The 15,393-nt window shown below is 70.3% G+C and carries 18 protein-coding genes; 10 read left to right on the top strand and 8 right to left on the bottom strand.

The features are described 5' to 3' along the window. Positions 1 to 31: 31 nt before the first annotated feature. Complete coding sequence (locus ACFW0G_RS32015) at positions 32 to 292, top strand: Prokaryotic metallothionein (RefSeq protein WP_378329175.1); 261 nt, start codon at positions 32 to 34, stop codon at positions 290 to 292. Positions 293 to 420: 128 nt separating this feature from the next. On the opposite strand, the gene ACFW0G_RS32010 is transcribed toward ACFW0G_RS32015, so the two are convergent. Beyond that, positions 421 to 1,665, bottom strand: coding sequence for an alpha/beta hydrolase (locus ACFW0G_RS32010; protein WP_378329174.1), 1,245 nt, complete (start codon positions 1,663 to 1,665; stop codon positions 421 to 423). Positions 1,666 to 1,758: 93 nt separating this feature from the next. Here ACFW0G_RS32010 and ACFW0G_RS32005 point away from each other — a divergent pair, with 93 nt between their 5' ends. Further along, positions 1,759 to 2,217, top strand: a complete 459-nt coding sequence (locus tag ACFW0G_RS32005) for a MarR family winged helix-turn-helix transcriptional regulator (protein ID WP_378329173.1) — start codon at positions 1,759 to 1,761, stop codon at positions 2,215 to 2,217. A 28-nt stretch (positions 2,218 to 2,245) separates the two neighbouring features. Beyond that, positions 2,246 to 2,491: a hypothetical protein gene (locus tag ACFW0G_RS32000; protein ID WP_378329172.1), complete on the top strand. Its 246-nt coding sequence runs from the start codon at positions 2,246 to 2,248 to the stop codon at positions 2,489 to 2,491. Between the two features lie 55 nt (positions 2,492 to 2,546). Here the strand turns inward: ACFW0G_RS32000 and ACFW0G_RS31995 are convergent, their stop codons facing one another. Further along, a complete protein-coding gene (locus ACFW0G_RS31995; RefSeq protein ID WP_378329171.1) occupies positions 2,547 to 3,188 on the bottom strand; it encodes a TetR/AcrR family transcriptional regulator in 642 nt (213 codons plus the stop codon). Positions 3,189 to 3,297: 109 nt separating this feature from the next. On the opposite strand from ACFW0G_RS31995, the gene ACFW0G_RS31990 reads away from it, so the two are divergent. The 6 genes from ACFW0G_RS31990 (at position 3,298) to ACFW0G_RS31965 (ending at position 9,394) form a co-directional block, all read left to right on the top strand. Further along, positions 3,298 to 4,335, top strand: a complete 1,038-nt coding sequence (locus tag ACFW0G_RS31990) for a medium chain dehydrogenase/reductase family protein (protein ID WP_378329170.1) — start codon at positions 3,298 to 3,300, stop codon at positions 4,333 to 4,335. 11 nt (positions 4,336 to 4,346) lie between these two features. Next, positions 4,347 to 4,994, top strand: coding sequence for a TetR/AcrR family transcriptional regulator (locus tag ACFW0G_RS31985; RefSeq protein WP_378329169.1), 648 nt, complete (start codon positions 4,347 to 4,349; stop codon positions 4,992 to 4,994). Beyond that, positions 4,991 to 5,587, top strand: a complete 597-nt coding sequence (locus tag ACFW0G_RS31980) for an ABC transporter permease (RefSeq protein WP_378329168.1) — start codon at positions 4,991 to 4,993, stop codon at positions 5,585 to 5,587. The genes ACFW0G_RS31985 and ACFW0G_RS31980 overlap by 4 nt, the downstream gene beginning before the upstream one ends. A gap of 67 nt (positions 5,588 to 5,654) precedes the next feature. Further along, on the top strand, positions 5,655 to 6,359 hold the full coding sequence (locus ACFW0G_RS31975; RefSeq protein ID WP_378329167.1) for a DUF2306 domain-containing protein: 705 nt from the start codon (positions 5,655 to 5,657) through the stop codon (positions 6,357 to 6,359). A 409-nt stretch (positions 6,360 to 6,768) separates the two neighbouring features. Further along, the gene (locus ACFW0G_RS31970) at positions 6,769 to 8,343 is read left to right on the top strand and encodes an acetolactate synthase large subunit (protein WP_378329166.1); all 1,575 of its coding nucleotides are present in this window, start codon (positions 6,769 to 6,771) and stop codon (positions 8,341 to 8,343) included. A gap of 124 nt (positions 8,344 to 8,467) precedes the next feature. Further along, positions 8,468 to 9,394, top strand: a complete 927-nt coding sequence (locus ACFW0G_RS31965; protein ID WP_378329165.1) for an alpha/beta hydrolase — start codon at positions 8,468 to 8,470, stop codon at positions 9,392 to 9,394. A gap of 35 nt (positions 9,395 to 9,429) precedes the next feature. Here the strand turns inward: ACFW0G_RS31965 and ACFW0G_RS31960 are convergent, their stop codons facing one another. Beyond that, positions 9,430 to 10,416 carry a helix-turn-helix transcriptional regulator gene (locus ACFW0G_RS31960; RefSeq protein ID WP_378329164.1) on the bottom strand — a complete coding sequence of 329 codons (987 nt, stop codon included), beginning with the start codon at positions 10,414 to 10,416 and terminating at the stop codon, positions 9,430 to 9,432. A gap of 534 nt (positions 10,417 to 10,950) precedes the next feature. On the opposite strand from ACFW0G_RS31960, the gene ACFW0G_RS31955 reads away from it, so the two are divergent. Continuing rightward, the gene (locus ACFW0G_RS31955; protein ID WP_378329163.1) at positions 10,951 to 11,403 is read left to right on the top strand and encodes a hypothetical protein; all 453 of its coding nucleotides are present in this window, start codon (positions 10,951 to 10,953) and stop codon (positions 11,401 to 11,403) included. Positions 11,404 to 11,815: 412 nt separating this feature from the next. On the opposite strand, the gene ACFW0G_RS31950 is transcribed toward ACFW0G_RS31955, so the two are convergent. The 5 genes from ACFW0G_RS31950 to ACFW0G_RS31930 form a co-directional block, all read right to left on the bottom strand. Further along, complete coding sequence (locus ACFW0G_RS31950; protein WP_378329162.1) at positions 11,816 to 12,478, bottom strand: DUF4097 family beta strand repeat-containing protein; 663 nt, start codon at positions 12,476 to 12,478, stop codon at positions 11,816 to 11,818. A gap of 128 nt (positions 12,479 to 12,606) precedes the next feature. After that, the gene (locus ACFW0G_RS31945) at positions 12,607 to 13,602 is read right to left on the bottom strand and encodes a VOC family protein (RefSeq protein ID WP_378329161.1); all 996 of its coding nucleotides are present in this window, start codon (positions 13,600 to 13,602) and stop codon (positions 12,607 to 12,609) included. After that, the gene (locus tag ACFW0G_RS31940; protein ID WP_378329160.1) at positions 13,599 to 13,811 is read right to left on the bottom strand and encodes a 2-hydroxymuconate tautomerase; all 213 of its coding nucleotides are present in this window, start codon (positions 13,809 to 13,811) and stop codon (positions 13,599 to 13,601) included. Before ACFW0G_RS31940 ends, ACFW0G_RS31945 begins: the two co-directional genes overlap by 4 nt. Beyond that, entirely contained in the window at positions 13,811 to 14,560 is a 750-nt protein-coding gene (locus tag ACFW0G_RS31935) for a 2-keto-4-pentenoate hydratase (protein ID WP_378329224.1), read from the bottom strand. Before ACFW0G_RS31935 ends, ACFW0G_RS31940 begins: the two co-directional genes overlap by 1 nt. Positions 14,561 to 14,613: 53 nt before the next feature. Continuing rightward, the gene (locus ACFW0G_RS31930; protein WP_378329159.1) at positions 14,614 to 15,390 is read right to left on the bottom strand and encodes a 2-keto-4-pentenoate hydratase; all 777 of its coding nucleotides are present in this window, start codon (positions 15,388 to 15,390) and stop codon (positions 14,614 to 14,616) included. Between the last annotated feature and the right edge of the window lie 3 nt (positions 15,391 to 15,393).

The raw sequence follows: 15,393 nt of genomic DNA, 5'->3' as shown, positions 1-15,393 counted from the left end.
ATCGGGAAACGGCGAAGGAGGTGCGGCGTCCATGGCGGTCTGCGACGTGTGCGGGAACGACTACCGGATGGCCTTCGAGGTTCGTACGGTCGGTGGTGCGACCCACACATTCGACAGCTTCGAGTGCGCGATCACGAAACTGGCGCCGGTGTGCGAGCACTGCGGGTGCCGGATCCTCGGTCACGGGGCCGAGGTGGCGGGCCGGTTCTACTGCTGTGCCCACTGTGCGCGCACCGCCGACGCCGGTCTGGGCTCCCAGGTCCGTGACGCGGTCGGTGCCCATTCCGGCTGACACCGGCCCGACGTCCGGCCAGACGGCGCCGGAGGGCACGCCGGAAACGAGCACGGCCGGTCGAAAACAGCACTCGGGGACCCGGGTCGTCCACTGTGGACTCCGGTCCGCGCGGAGTCCGTGCGCGGCTACGCGGCGCCGGTGCCCGGGGCGGCGCCCAGCCACCAGGTGGGTCGGGCGGTGCCGTCGGTGGTACGTCCGTCGCGGTGGACGTAATGGCGGACATCGCGGCCGGGCTCGGCCAGTTCGCCGTCGAGCGCGCGGTGGAGCCATTCGGCGGCGAAGCGGAAGACTTCGGCCGCCACGCCGCCGAGCGGGTGAAACTCGTTTTCGTAGACCCGGAGTTCCTTGGGGGCGCGGATGCGGTCGAAGCTCGCGAGGGCCTGGTCGAGCGGGGTGAGCTCGTCGAACTCGCCGATGCCGTACAGGACGGGGCAGGTGATCCGCTCGACAAGGTCGCCCAGTGGCAGGCGAGCGACCAGTTCGCGGTCGAACGCGTCCTCGTCGGTGTATCCCGCCATGTACATGTAGTTGTTCTTGAAGGTGGGTTGGGCGCGCTCGAAGATGGTGTGGAAATCGCCGGTGACGGCTTCGAAGGCGGCGAGCGCGGCGAGGCGGTGCTCGGTGGCGGCCGCGCGGGAGCCCCAGTAGCCGCTCATGCTGATGCCGAACATGCCGATCCGGGCCGGGTCGACCTCGGGCAGGGCGGCCAGATAGTCGAGGTAGCGGCCGAGGGCGCGCTCGTAGTTGCCGAGGTCCACGGTCAGGCCATCCGCCCGGGATTCGCCCTGGCCGGGTCCCTCGACGGAGAGCGCGACGATGCCGCGGGAGGTGTAGTAGCGCTCGGCGGCGTGGATGTAGTCCTCTTTGATCATGTCCATGCCGGGGCCGAGGATGACGGCGGGAGCGCCGCTCACCGGCCCGGCGGGCAGGTGGAGCAGGCCGTGGATGTGGTGGCCCTCGAAGTCGAGCACCACCCGCCGGACCCGGCCTTCGCGAAGGGCGCCCAACCGCCGGACGCAGTGGTTGGTGCGCTCGCGGAAGGCCGACTTGCGCGGGTCGGCGGCGTCGAAGATCGAGTACTGGGCCCGGCCCCACATCACCGCGGCCCGCTCGTAGAGGTCGGACGCGGTGCGGGAGAAGCCGTTCCGCTCGTGGTGCGCGGCGCGCTGCTCGGCCTGCGCGGCCACGGTCGCCCACGCCTTCGGCAGCATCGCGCCGCTCTTGACCATGGCGAACACCTTGGCGAAGTCGGTGTGGTCGTGGCCGAGCTGTTCCATGGTCCCCGTGGCCTCGGGGTGCAGGGCGTCGAAGCCGCCCTGGGCGAGCGCGGCGTCCAGCGCCCAGCTGTGGCCGGTCGAACGGACGGTCATGGTGAGAGCCTCCTCGTGGTTGCTAAGTACTTATTCATTAAGCACTTAGGTTATGCTGGTGTCAACCGACGTCGTCGAACCGGAGGGCAGCTCATGGCCAGTGGGGGATCGGATGCCGCCCGCGCGACGGCGCTGGACCGGCTCGCCCGTGCCGCTTACCGGCTCAGCGCCGCGGACGCGCGGCTACGCGGCCGCGCCACCCGCACTCCGGGAGCCCTGTCCCTCACGCATGCCCGCGCGCTGCGCGTCCTCGCAGAACAGGGCGCGCTGAGCATCAGTCAGCTCGCCGAGGGCACCGAGACCACCGGCCCGGCGACCACTCAGCTGGTCAACGGCCTGGTCGCGGCGGGCTACGTCACCCGCACGCGGCGGCCCGAGGACAAACGGTCCGTCGTGGTCGCCCTCACCAAAGCGGGCCGGAACCGGCACAACCAGCGTCAGCGTGCGCTGACCGAAGCTCTTGCCGCCACCCTCGCCGACTACGACGAGGCAGCCCTGGATTCCGCCGCGGAGCTGTTGCGGCGCCTGTCCACGATCTACGACCGGTTGTGAGTGACCGGCTCGGCGTAGAGTGCGGATCATGGAGCGCGATCCCGTCGATGCGGTGTTCGGTCATTTCGTCAACACGCGGCCACGGCACGGGAACTGGACGATCGTCGGTGTCGCGGGTTCGGCGGGGGAGCCGGGTGTGCGGTCGGTCGAGATCTTTCAGGGGCCGGACCGCGATGAGCCACGGCTGGTCCTCGCGCCCGAGGACGTTCCGCAGTTCGTCGCGGGCCTCATCGCCACGGTCATGCCCGGCGATCTGACCGCCGAAGAGGACTGACCTCGCGGTTTTCGGCAAGTGTCCTTTGTGGACTTCGGTGCTGTGAAGACGTGGCCTATTCGCCGGTGAGGTGGGCCAGTGCGGTGATGATGCGATCGGCGATGTCGGGTGGCCACGGGTAGGCGATGGTCGAGGCTCGTTGGTGGGCCAGTCCGTGCAGGCCCAGCCAGAGCGCGACGGAGTCGGCGCGCACGTCGGTGCTGGTGGCCAGGCCGGCGGTGACGCAGCCGTTCAGCGTGTCGGTGAGTAGCTGCGTGCAGGCGTCGCCGAGGGTCATGACGTCGTTGATCGTCACGGTCGTGTCGCGCAGGACGGGCATCCAGAGGCCGCCGAACATGGTGCGGTATCGCTCGGGATGGTCCTGGGCGAACCGCAGGTAGCCGTGACAGCAGGCGAAAAGCCGCTGCCGGGGGTCGTCGCCGGCGGCGTCGACGTCGGTGCGCAGTTGTGTCTCCAGTTCGGCGAACGCGCGTTGGACCACGGCCAGCATGATGGTCGGTTGGTCGGGGAAGTGGCGGTAGATCGAGGGGGCCGCGATGCCGACGCGGCGGGCCACGGAGCGCAGCGTGATGGCGCTTTCGTTGCCGGTCTCGTCGAGCAGCTCGACCGCCGCGTCCACGATCTCCTCGCGCAGGCGGGCGCCTTCGCCGCGACGGTTGCGGGGGCGGGCGGGCGCCACGGTCGAGTTGTCTGCCATGACGTAAGCGTACACCGGGAAACTTACTGCTGTAAGTTCTTGCGCGGATCTGAGTTACGTGCGTAACCTTACGGCCGTAACCGCAACTCGCCGGACACGGAGATACGTCATGCACAGCACTGTCGTCACCCACGCCACCGAGGTCGTCCTTCCGGGCAAGGTCGACACGCACGGCCTGCGGGTCCACGCCCGCGAAATCCCGCCACCCGCCGCCGGTCAGGTGGTGCTGAGAATGGAGGCGACCGGGGTGTCCTTCGCCGAGCAGCAGATGCGCCGCGGCAAGTACTTCGACCAGCCGCCGTTCCCGTTCGTGCCGGGCTACGACGTGGTCGGCACGGTGACCGCGGCCGGCCAGGACGTGGACACCGCGATGATCGGGCGCCGGTTCGCCGCGGTCACCAAGATCGGTGCCTGGGCCAGTTCGCTGGTGCTCGACGCGGCGGATCTGGTGGCCGTTCCGGACGGGGTGCCCGCGGCCGACGCGGAGACCTTGGTGGTCAACGGGATCACGGCCTGGCAGATGCTGCACCGGACCGCGGCGGTGCACGCCGGCGCGACGATCGTGGTGCTCGGAGCCAACGGCGGGGTCGGGTCGACGCTCGTGCAGCTGGCCCGCCACGCCGGGATCACGGTGATCGGCACCGCGTCCGCGCGGCACCACGATCTGGTGCGGGATCTGGGCGCGACCCCGGTCGACTACCGCGACGCGCGCATGTACGAGCGGATCCGCGAGCTGGCTCCGGACGGTGTGGACGCGGTGTTCGATCATGTCGGCGGCGCCGGGCTGACCGACTCGTGGCGGCTGCTGCGCCGGGGCGGGGTGCTGGTGTCCTACGGCACCGCGGCCACGAAGAACGAGGACGGCGATTCACGGCTTCCGGTGCTGAAGGTGTTCGCGCGGCTGGGAATGTGGAATCTCCTGCCCAACGGCAAATCGGCGCGCTTCTACAACTTCTGGGCGGGCAAACGCCGCATGGACACCTTCCGGAACCGGCTGCGCGAGGACCTCACCCAGGTGCTGGCACTGCTGGCCGAGGGCGTGCTCACCCCGCAGATCGCCGCCCGGTTCCCGCTGGCCGAGGCTGGAGCGGCACTCGCGCTGGCCGAATCGCGCACCGTCGCGGGCAAAGTCGTCCTGGTCCCGTAGGCGCGCCCGCCATGCACACGACACACCGAACGCGGAACCGCCGTGGTGAAGGAAGCCTGCTTCGCCAGCAGATCCTCGCCGCCGCGACGGAACTGCTCGACGCGGGCGGTGACGAGCGGACGCTGACGTTGCGGGCGGTGGCCCGCCGGGCCGGGATCGCGGCCCCGTCCATCTATCCGCATTTTCCCGGCCAGGCGGCCATCATGCTCGCGATCGTGCGGCAGAGTTTCGCCGAGCTGGCCTGCCGGCTTCGCGCCGCCGCAGCGGGTACCGACGAGCCCCGGCAACAGCTGTACGCCGTCTGCCGGACCTATCTGAGCTACGCCCGAGAGCATCCTCGGCGCTACCGCGCCATGTTCGGCGATTTCCGGCACGACGGGATCGCCCCCGAAGACCTCTACCCGTCGGGCGCGGACATGATTCGGATCCTCGCCGACAGCCTGGGTGCCCGCACCAGCCCGGACCCCGCCGATGACGCGATCGCCCTGTGGCTGGGACTGCACGGTCTCGCCCACCAGCGCGCCGTCCTCACCTGGTACGCGTGGCCCGCCGACATCGCCCAGCGGGTGGCAGGCCCGCTGACCCGGCCCGTCGATGGCCGACATCACCCGCCGGTGCACGGACGCACGTCAATCCCCGTCAGGAGGAAGCAACCATGACCACGATCGCACCATCCGCCACGGCCCGCGTCGCCGGTCGGTCCGCGGAGATCGACAATCGCGGCGTCTACCTCAGTTTCGGACTCGCCTACGTCCTCGGGCACGGCACCTCCGCGCTCGCCAGGGGCACCGATCCGCTGATCGCCGTGCCGACCTGGCTGTCCTTCGGCCTGCTCGGTGCCGGATTCGCGGCCGGCACCGTTTTCTCGATACGCGCCGCCGCTCCGTCCCTGCGCGCCGCCGACAAATCCACCGCGCTCTCCGGCAAGCTCCTCGGCCTGTCCTGGATCAGCGCCTTCACCGCGCTGTTCCTCGCCATCACCGGCCTCGCCGCCATGGTGGACATGCCGGACCTGCAGACCCGGCTCTGGCCCGCCGGCTCCGGCCTTGTCGTCGGCCTCCTGTACCTCGGCGAGGGCGCGGTGCGCCGCAACCTCCTGCACTACTGCCTCGGCACCTGGCTCGCCCTGGTCTCCGGCCTCGCGCTTTTCCTGGAGACCCCGGGCCTGTTCTGGCTGATGACCATCGCGGGCGGTGGCGGATACGCGGTCGCGACCGTTCTCGAACACCGTCGTCTCCGCGTCACCCGGTGAGCCGCTGCCGCGGCCCGGTCCTTTTCCGATTCCTTTTCGTTTCCTTGCTCGAGATGGGGAGTTTTACGTGTCCACTGCAGTTATGTCGCGTGCGGTCCGTCGCCGGTGGTGGTGGTTCCTGTGGAGCGTCCTCGCGGCGCTCGCGATCGGTATCGCGGTGTTTTTCGTGACGCCGTATCTGACCGGGAGCTCGACGGTGCCGATCGACCGGCGCATCGTGGGCTACTACCTGAGCCTGGTGGTGCACTCGGTGCCCGCCGGGCTGACCCTGATCATCGGGCCGTGGCAGTTCGTGCCCCGGCTGCGGGCCCGGTTCCCCCGGCTGCATCGGATACTCGGCCGGGTGTACCTGATTTCGGTCGTGGCCGCGGCCGCCGCGGCGGCCTACTCCACCGCGGTCACCCCGAACGGTTTCGCGTTGCAGGTCGCGTTCGCCATGCTGATCGTGGCGTGGCTGTACACCGGTGTGCAGGCCTATCGGACCATCCGGCGCGGCCAGGTCCAGTTGCACCGCGTCTGGATGATCCGCAACTACACCCTCACCTTCGCCGCGGTCACCCTGCGCCTCTACCTGCTGCTCGGTGTCCAGCTGTTCCCCTCGGTGCCCTTCAGGGACGTCTACACCGCCAGCGGATGGGCCGCCCTGCTGGGCAACGTGCTCGTCGCCGAGTACTTCATCATCCACCGCACCCTCGCGCCCTTGGCCCGGCGTAAACAACGCGCCGGGACGGCAAGCAGCGAGCCGCCGCAGCCGGTGGTCCACGGCCATTGAGCGGGCGGCGATCCGGACCTTGTCGCAGTGTCGCGAATGGGACATGGGGGACGTTCAACGTCCTCAATGGAGCGTTCGAGACATCGGGCGAACGGAGTCGACGTGCACAGGGAAGTCCGAGGGACGCCCTGGGTGCATCCACCGCACCCAGGGACGCCCTTGTCACACCCCAGGCCAGCGCACCCAAGGCGTCCCACAGCACCTACGGCCCCAGCACCCTTGGCGAGAAGCCTCGGTGTGGCGGCACGAATTCTCGCCGACGCGGACCTGCCCGTTCGCGCACCGATTCCTGGTTCTTCGTATTCGCCGGATCGCCGCCATTTCCTTTCGTGTCAGAATACGAAAACGAGGGACCGGCTTGACGAGTTTCCGCGGCGCGGTCGTCATCGGTGGTAGGGAGTCAAGAAAAATGAAGGGCGCTGAAGCGATCGTCAAGACGATGATCGACAGCGATGTCCGGGTGTGTTTCGGTAATCCGGGTACGTCGGAGATGCATTTCGTGGCGGCACTTGACCGGTTTCCGGAGATGCGTGGGATCCTCTGCCTGTTCGAGGGGGTGGCGACCGGGGCGGCGGACGGCTACGGCCGGATGACGCGGCGGCCGGCGGCGACGTTGCTGCATCTGGGCCCGGGGCTGGGGAACGGCCTGGCCAATCTGCACAATGCCCGTCGTGCCGGTACTCCGGTGCTGAATGTCGTGGGGGAGCATTCGAGCGAGCACAAACCGCTGGATTCCCCGCTCGATTCGGATATCGACGCGGTCGCCGGGTCGGTCTCCGCGTGGCTGTACCGCCCGGCCGACGGCGCCGGGCTCGGCCGCGATGTCGCCGCCGCGATCGCCGCCACCCGGGGAATCGGCGATGCGTCCGCGCATCGCACCGGGACGTCCGGGTCGATCGCGACGGTCGTGGTGCCCGCCGACCTGTCGTGGTCGGGCGGTGGGGTGGCGGCGCCCTCACTGCTGAACCAGCCTGCCTCCGACGCCGTAGTCGCCGCCGACGCCGCGGAGAAGATCCTGTGCTCCGGTGAAAAAACCGCGCTGTTGCTGGATGGCGACGCGCTGACCGAGGAGGGGCTCAACGCGGCCGACCGCGTCGCCCAGGCCACCGGAGCGCTCCTGTTCTGCCCGACCTGGCCCGCGGTGCTGCGCCGGGGAGCGGGAATCCCGAAGGTGACTCCGCTCGCGTACCGCGGCGAAGACGTGCGTGCGCAGATGGCGGGAGTACGTCATCTCGTACTGGCCGGAGCCCGGCGGCCGGTCGCGTCGTTCGGCTATCCGGGCAAGAACGGAGACCTTGTTCCGGACGGCATCGAGGTGCACGTCCTCGCCGAGGAGTTCGCCCCGGCCCTGTCCGGTCTGACCGGCATCGCCGACCGGGTCGCACCCGATCGCGAACCTCGTCCGGTGCCCGGCACCCTCACCGCCTTGCCCACGGGAGCGCTGACCCGGGAGAACTGGGCGTGGGTCATCGGCGGGCTGCTCCCGCGCGGCGCGATCGTGTGCGACGAGTCGATCACCGCCGGCCTGGGGACGTTGGCGGAGGCCACCGCGGGCGCGCCGGCGCATGACGTCCTGGGTTTGGTCGGGTTGGCGATCGGGCAGGGTATTCCGCTGTCGGTGGGGGCCGCGGTGGCCTGCCCCGACCGGCCGGTGGTGTGCCTGGAGGCCGACGGCAGCGCGATGTACACCATTTCCGGGCTGTGGACCCAGGCGCGGGAGAACCTCGACGTCACCACCGTCGTGCTCAACAACAGGTCCTACGCCATCCTGCGCGCGGAACTCGACCGGGTCGGCGCGCGGGGCGCGGGTGCCGCGTCGGCGCGGATGTTCGATCTTTCCCAGCCGGAGCTGGATTTCGTCGCGCTCAGCCACGGAATGGGCGTCCCCGCGACGCGCGCGAGGACAGCCGAAGAACTCGCCGACCAGTTCGCCGCGGCGACCCGGCGACCGGGCCCGCACCTGATCGAAGCCGTGCTGTCCTGACGGCTTCGCACGAGCCCGCGGCGTCGCCTGCGTCACGTCCCGTTGACCTTCACATTTATGTGAGGCTCCGAGGCTCGCGGAGCGGCTGGGACGCAGCCGCTGTTGGCTCGCGACAGGAGAATCCATGACGGTCTCGATCGATGTCCCCACCTTCTACCGGGAATGGGCGGCCCACAGCGGCGGTGTCATCGACGCGGCCGCCGGGGCGGGGGCCGGCAGCTTGACGGAGGTCAGACTCGCCTACCGGAAGTTCTTCCAGGACTGTTTCCCGCCGCCGGACCGGATGACCTTCGACGTGGTGGACACGGACGGGGTGGACGCCGAATGGGCGATCCCGGCGGACGCCGTCGCCGGCCGGCACCTCGTCTACCTGCACGGCGGCGCCTACCTCGTGGGCGACCCGCAGGGCTACCGCGGCCTGGTCGGCACGCTCGCCCAGCGCCTGCGGGCCCGCGCTCTGGTCCCGGACTACCGGCTCGCGCCCGAGGCGGCTTTCCCCGCCGCCGTCGATGACGCCGTCACGGCTTACCGCTGGCTGCTGAAGCAGGGTGCCGCACCGGAAAGCGTGGTGTTCGCCGGAGACTCCGCCGGCGGCGCGATGGCGGTCAGCGTCCTGGTCGCGGCCCGTGATCAAGGGCTCCCGATGCCCGCCGCCTCGATAGCCATCTCTCCCTGGGCGAACCTCGAACACACCGGGGCCACGATGGTCACGCGCGACGGCGTCGACCCGTCCGTCAGCCGGGAAGGGCTGCGCCGCGCCGCGGACCTCGTCCTGGGCGGCGCCCCGCGCAACAGCCCGCTGGCCTCTCCGGTCTTCGCGGACACCCGCGGACTGCCGCCGGTCCTGATCCAGATCGGTGGCCACGAGGTCATGCTCAGCGACGCCGTCCGGCTGGCCGCCAAACTGGCCGAGGACGCCGTGCCCACCCGCTTGGACGTCGCGCCCCGGATGGGACACGTGTGGCATCTGCTCGCCGGTCACCTTCCCGCCGCGGACAAGGCGGTCGCCGATGCCGTCGCCTTCGCCGAGGAGCACCTGCCCACAGCCTGAGCGGTTCCCGTCCGCTCCACTCCTCGAAGCGCGGGTCAGGTGGCGCGGAGCAGGGTCCGGTAGGGCGGGCAGCCGTAGGTGGTGCGGTAGTGGTGGGCGAAGCGGCCGGGATGGAAGAAGCCCCAGCGGGCGGCGATCTCGGTGACCGTGGCCCCGGCGGTGGGATCGGCCGCGAGGAGATCCCGGTGTGCCTGCTGGAGGCGGGCTTGGCGGAGGTAGCCCGTCGGGGTGGTGCCGCGGTGGCGGCGGAAGGCGTACTGCAGCGCGCGGATGGTGACGTGGGAGGCGGCGGCGATTTCGGCGACGCTGATGTCCAGATGGGCGTGGTCGTCGATGAACGCGACCGCACGGCGCAGGGTGGTCGGGTGGGCGTCGTGGCGGTCCTCGATGGTGGGCTCGGTCAAGGCGGTGTTGGGGAAGGTGAGCAACGCCGCCGCGGCGAGGAGGCGGCCCGCCTGACCGGTCACGAGCGGCTGTGCCATGCACCCGGGGTGGTCGCGCACGCTGGTGGCGAGATGGTCCATGGTGGCGATCAGGTGCCGGGCCGCGTCCGGGCTCGTGCTGCGCAGGTCGGTGAACCGGACCGGCTTCCGATGCCGGGTCTCCGCCGCGGCGGCCACCTGGTCGAGCAACGGGAAGGGAAAGGTGACGGCCTGGACCGCGCCGTCGTGCCACCACGCCTTGATGGGCGGATGATCCTCGGTGGTGTTGGACAAATGCACCTCGCCGGGGCGGAAACAGTGCGCGTCGGCACCGTATCGGTAGTGCACCGGCGCGGTGCGGGGACGGGCGATCATCAGCGACGGCACCGATTCGAGGACGTAGCCGATCTCGGCGCTGTGCGTGGCCGTGACGAAGGCGAAGGTGGTGGTGATCAGCCTGCTGAGGTGGACGGGTGAGCCTTTCCTGCCCACGCCCAGCCGGAAATTCCCGCCGTAGGCGCTGGTCAGGTACTCGCCCGCCTGGTCGTGGTCGGTGGTCTCGAACAGCACATGCCGGGCTGGTGTGGAGGCGGCGTCCACAGTCGGACTCCTCGCGACGGGTAACTGGCGGCGTGGGGTCCGGCCGCCGCCACCGGGACGACGAGTAGCTTCCTCCTCCCGGCAGGGGTTTCGGGAGGCCTCCCGGAGCCCTGTCACGCGGTCGGAGCAGTCGACCGGGCGAATTTCCCCCGGCCGGGTGCCCGCGTCCTGAACGACCCGGACGGGACAGCGGATATCGACGACGCCGAACGTTGCCACTGCGCCCTTCGTGACCCTGTTGAAGTCCGATGTGGACACACCAGCGCGGCGAGACGCGGAATCGGCAAAGGACGGCTTCGCCGGTCGCGTGACCCGGCCGTGGAATCCCGCTCTTCGTGCTGGTGCCTTCGCGGATCAGTTCGGCACGACCAATGGCGAACGGCGTTCTTCCGCTGTTCGAACGGGAGTACGGATTTTCCGGCACGATCGGCGGCAGGACAGGGCGACTCTCCGGTGTGGAGGTCCGGCGGCTGGAGTGGTGCGGCGGTACGGTGACAGCGAAGCCAATCACCCACTGCCAGGAGGGGCACGCGCGTGAGCGAGGTCGACGTCCGGTTCTCCGACGCGAGGATCACGACCGCTGTCAACGTCGAGGTATCGGCCGAGGTCCAGGAGGTCCCGCCGATCAGGATGCCGAACGGTGTGCGCCTCACACCCACGTACGTGCTGCTGGCCTGGGCGTGGATCGACGAAGTGTGCCCGCGGGGCTGGGACTTCTGTGACGCGCGGCTCGCGTGCCGTAGCGGCTACGGTGACGTGGAGCTGAACTACCACCGCGCCCCGGACGGAGAGCTTCTGAGCAGCGATGGCGCGCCGATTCCCGAATGGCTGCCGAGGTTCATCGAGCACGGCGAGGAGCAGCTGCCGCAGTTGAAGGTCTCGGCGGCCGGCACCATGACGACCGCCGCCGTCACGGTGCCGACGGCGCCTCCCGACGTGATCGCGTACGGGCAGCTCCCGGACTGGTCGACCACCGTCGCACGCTGAAGCACCGTCGGCCCCGATCCCGGCGGCGGGGCGAGGTCCACGCTTCCCGGTGGGGATGATCGCGAGGTGTTTCCGGGCGGGCACCTCGATCGCGCGTAGCTCGTCGGTGAACAGGTGCTGTGGAGGAAGCCGCGTCTGGTACTCGAGGCCGCCGAACAGCAGCGGGCACAAGGTGTGCCGCACCGCCGGGTCCGGGGAGCGGATCGCGAGGTTCAGCGCCAGGAAGCCGCCCGGACGGTCACGGTGTGCTTGCACGATAACAGGCGTGGACGTCTGCGCGCGTGATCCGCCAGCGGAGGCCGTTTTCCCGGCGACGGTCCCGCCCGTGGACCACAACGGGCGGGACCGTCCACAGAGGACAGCGAAGCCGCGAAAGCCTTCTGCCGTGCCGATGTTCCGGGGCGGCCGTGGGTCACACGCTGCGGGCGGTGATGTCGCCGTAGGCGGTGGTGGCGTGGATTTCGAGTTCGGCGCTACCGTCGTTTTTCAGGGCGTTGCTGACACGGCCGTGGGAGGTGCCGGCGTCCAGGGAAGCCGAGACCCCGGCGGCGGCACCGATCGAAATGCCACCGGACTGCGTGCTCAGCACGACCGTGCCGCGCGTGGCCTCGGCGACCCGGATGTCGCCCCGGGCGGTGCTGATCTGGGCGGGGCCGCCCAGCCGGCCGACCTCGACGTCGCCGTCGACCGCGGTGAGACGGAGGCTCGCGGCGTTGTCGATCTTGATCTGGCTGTACGCGCCGTCGAAGGCGACGTCGCCGAGACGTCCGACGGTCCGGAACTCGGCGCTGGCGGCCTTCGCCTCGACCTGGGACCCGGCGGGCAGCTCGACGGTGACGTCGATGGAGCCCGAGGGACCGAAGTACTGGTTCTTCGCCGGGGTCTCGATACGCAGGACGCCGTCGGCGTAGGTGACGGCGGTCTGGTCCGCGGCCTTGACGTCGCGGCTCTTCGCGGCGTCCGCGGGCAGGATCTCGACCGCGGTGTCGGCCCGGTCGGCGGCGACGAACTTGACGCGCCCGGCGGGGATGTCCACGACGGCGGCGATCGGGGCGGGGGTGGCGAACTTCTGCATCGTGTGCTCCTGATGATCCACTCGAGCGTCCCCGCTGGTGGGGCCGCTGCTCATGGAAACCACGATCGCCTGGCGTCCTGACACCGGGCGGACACCGCGCTGACGCCGCCCCTGACACCGCGTTGCACTCAGGCGGCGGCCGCTGCCGGGTTCGGGCTCAGCGCGGGGGCGACCGGTGGGGTGCCATAGGTGAAGTACGTTTCCCACGGCAGCTTGGCCCCGCCGATGGCCGTCACCACGTCGATGTCGTCCATCGTCCAGGTCTTCGTCTCGAAGTCCGGTTCGAGTTCGAGGAAACCGCAGTCGCCGAACAGCTCGACGCGGTTGCCGCCGGGTTCGAACACGTAGAGGAACGAACCCTGGCTCAGGCCGTGGCGGTCCGGGCCGGCTTCGATGGTGACGTCGTACTCACGGAACATCTCCGCGGCGTCGACGTTGTGCTGCGGCACGCCGTAGTAGAACGCGACGTGGTGGAAGCGGCCCTGCGCGCCGAGCGCGTCACGCATGACCGCGACCTCGTGGCCGAGGATGTTGCTGCTCAGCCAGGCTCCCATTTCGACGTCGCCGTCGACGACCCGTTCGCGGGTCTGCATGCCGAGGTGGCGTTCGAAGGACCGCTTGACCGGGGTGACGTCGCTGGCCAGCAGGTTCAGGTGGTCGATCCGCTTGACCGGGATGCCCTGCAACGGCTTTCTCGACGCCCTGGTCAGGATCTTGCTCTTCAGCTCGGCCGGGGCGCGGTACTTTTCGGCCTCCCAGAGCAGGCGCAGGTCGTGCCCGTCCGGGGTGGTGAACGCGAAGGTCTTGCCGTAGCCGTACTCGTCCTCGGTCCACTTGCCAGGGAGATTGCCGTCCGTGATCGACCGCGCCCGCCGCTCCAGCGCCTCCGGGGACGACGTGCGCAGGGCGGCGTGCCCCATCTTCGGCTCCGGGCCCTCGGTGATCTTGAGGCTCCACTGGTACGGGTCCTCGTACCCGCGCAGATACACGGACTGGCCTTCGCGCTTGGTCTCGTACATGCCGAGCAGGGACTTGAAGAACCAGAGCGTGCCGTCGGGGTCCGGCGTGTGCAGTTCGATCCGCGCCAGGTGCGCGATCTCGTGCCGGATGTCGGGCTGGGTCATGGCTTCGCTCCTTCGGTGGACGCCTGCCGCTCGGCGACGGTCACGTCGCCCGCCGCCCAGTGCGCGGGTTCGACCTCCCGGATGACGACGCGGATGTTCGCCAGCGGCGCGCCGACGGCGCGGTGGGCCGCTTCGGTGAGTTCGTGGATCAGCGCCCGGATCTGCTCGGGGCTGCGCCCGGTGCCCAGGCTCACGTCGATGAACGGCATCACTCGCCTCCGGGGATGGTGATCGTGCCGAGGTGGGAGAAGCAGGCGGCCACCCGCGAGCGGGGCTCGACGTGGACCGCGTCGGTCATGCCGCCGGTCAGCACGATCCAGCCCGCTTCGAGGGCGAGACCGCGTTCGGCGAGCTTGTTGGCGGCCAGTGCGAGCGCCTCCGCCGGATGTCCCTGCACGGCGGCGCCGGTCGCGGCGTCGACGATCTCGCCGTCGACTTCGAGCAGGCAGGCCTCGTGCGCGAGGTCGAGGTCTTCGGGGCGCTTGCCGACCGGGCCCTGCACGAACAACCCGGACGAGCTGTTGTCGGCCACCGCGTCCGCCAGTGTGAACTTGAAGTTCTGGAAGCGGCTGTCGATGATCTCGACGCCGCCGTAAACCCGGTCCACCGCCTTCGCGGCGGTCGCGGCGGTCACACCAGGACCGGCGAGCCGTTCGCCGAGCACGAACACGATCTCCGGTTCGGCTCGCGGGTGGATGAGCTTGGCACGGGGGAGCGGCTCGCCGGCGGGCAGCACCATGGCGTCGGTGAGCCAGGCGAGCGACGGCGAATCGATGCCCATCCGGATCTGCTTGGCGCGCGAGGTGAGGCCGAGTTTCACGCCGATCAGGGTTTCGCCGCGCCGCAGGCGTTGCCGCAGGGCTTCGTACTGGACGGCGTACGCGGTGTCGAGGTCGAGCTCCGGCCAGTGCGCGGTGATCGGACCCCGTGCGGTCACCGCGGCTTCCGCGCCGAGCATGACCTCGGCGGCGCGCTGGACGTCGCCGGGACGGACTTCGAGGACGTTCTCGGTCATGACCGGCCTTCCGCAAGGATGGTGGTGACGCTGCCGAGCCCGGCGATGCTCGCCTGGACGCTGTCGCCCGGTGACACGGCGACCGGCGGGGTGAGCGCGCCGGAGAGCACGATCTGGCCGGGTTCGAGGGTCAAACCCTTGGCGCACAAGGAGTTCGCCAGCCAGGCGAGCGCGTTCACCGGGGAACCGAGCGAGAGGCCGCCCGCTCCGGTCGCGGCGACCTCGCCCCGGCGATAGAGGACGCAGCCAGCCAGCCGTAAGTCCACTGTGGAGAGAGCTACCGGGGAAGCGCCCAGTACCACGACGCCCGCGGAAGCGTTGTCGGCGGCGACATCGGCGGCGCCCGGCTCCTCGTCGTCGATCCGGGAATCGGTGATCTCCAGCGCGGGCAGCACGAATTCGACGGCACGCAGCGCGTCGGCGGTGGTCACCGCCGGGCCGCCGAGGCACGAGCCGAGCACGAACGCGACACTCGCCTCGGCCGCGGGCCGGATGAACGAAGCCGCGATCGGCCGGTGCTCCGGCTGGAACGCGCCGGCGAACACGGTGCCGTGCACCGGTTCGGTCACCTTCCAGCGGCGGCGAGCCGCCACGGAAGCGCCCGCGATCCGGTGGCCACGAACGGTTTCGCCTTCGTCGACCCGATGCCGCACCTGCTCGGCTTGGACGGCGTAGGCGTCCTCGATCGGCAGGGACAGCGGCGGCACGGCTTTCCCCGTGCCGGCGGCGTCGAGCAGGCGGGTGGCGGCCGCCCGTGCGGCGCTCGGTTCCATGGG

Origin of the sequence: Amycolatopsis sp. NPDC058986 (genome assembly GCF_042741125.1) — a bacterium.
GTDB lineage: Bacteria > Actinomycetota > Actinomycetes > Mycobacteriales > Pseudonocardiaceae > Amycolatopsis.
The sequence above is the reverse complement of the archived record's forward strand: the minus strand, read 5'-3'. Positions and strand labels throughout refer to the sequence as shown.